Origin of the sequence: Psychrobacter sp. GW64-MNA-CIBAN-0177 (assembly GCF_040309585.1) — a bacterium.
In the GTDB taxonomy this organism is placed as follows: Bacteria; Pseudomonadota; Gammaproteobacteria; order Pseudomonadales; family Moraxellaceae; genus Psychrobacter; species Psychrobacter okhotskensis.
Genome location: NZ_JBEOOY010000455.1, coordinates 1 through 251 on the forward strand (window position 1 = coordinate 1; position 251 = coordinate 251).

The window sequence follows — 251 nt, forward strand, 5'->3', positions numbered from 1 at the left end:
GTTTAAACCTTAAATACGGTTTATATCATTCAAAATTATATAGTTGAAAAGGCATTCCTCTTGACCACATTAAATTATATCGCCCACTACCCTGAGCACATTCAAACCCAAGCCGCCACATTGATAAGCAGTGGGCGGCTGGGCGAATATATTGACAAAAACTATCCAACTAAGCATGAGATACAAAGCGATAAAGCCTTATATCAGTATATTAATGAGATAAAAAATCAGTACATGCGCAAAAGCAGCTC

General features: G+C 37.1%; 1 pseudogene. It reads left to right on the plus strand.

Features of this window, described 5'->3' with window-relative positions:
- Window positions 1–60: 60 nt before the first annotated feature.
- Window positions 61–251 (plus strand): annotated as a pseudogene (locus AAEY79_RS15825) (metal-dependent hydrolase); the annotation flags it as partial.